The 530-nt window shown below is 42.5% G+C and carries 1 protein-coding gene; it reads left to right on the top strand.

What is annotated here, in order from left to right; genetic code table 11:
• The coding region (locus tag ACLOR3_RS07820; protein WP_412037120.1) for a peptidase U32 family protein at positions 1–530 on the top strand (530 nt) is incomplete at both ends.

The raw sequence follows: 530 nt of genomic DNA, 5'->3' as shown, positions 1-530 counted from the left end.
TCAAGCCCTTCTAGAAGTAGGTGTGGACCGTATTTATGTCGGCGAAAAGGAATTTGGATTACGACTTCCTCACACTTTCTCGTATGACGAATTAAGTCGAATTTCTGATCTAGTCCATGCGGCAGGTAAGGAAATGACAGTGGCTGTCAATGCCTTGATGCACCAAGACATGATGGATCGTATCAAACCATTTTTAGATTTCCTTGCTTCGATTAACGTCGATTATATCACGGTAGGAGATGCAGGCGTCTTTTATGTATTGAAGCGGGATGGCTACAGCTTTAAAACAATTTATGATGCTTCAACTATGGTGACAAGTAGCCGTCAGATTAATTTCTGGGGACAAAAGGCTGGTGCTTCAGAAGCAGTTCTTGCTCGAGAAATCCCATCTGCAGAGCTTTTCAAGATGCCAGAAATCTTAGAGATTCCTGCTGAAGTATTGGTTTATGGGGCCAGTGTGATTCATCATTCCAAACGCCCTCTTTTGCAGAATTACTACAATTTTACGCACATCGATGACGAAAAGACGA

This window comes from Streptococcus intestinihominis (assembly GCF_046824975.1).
Taxonomy (GTDB): domain Bacteria; phylum Bacillota; class Bacilli; order Lactobacillales; family Streptococcaceae; genus Streptococcus.
The sequence above is the reverse complement of the archived record's forward strand: the minus strand, read 5'-3'. Positions and strand labels throughout refer to the sequence as shown.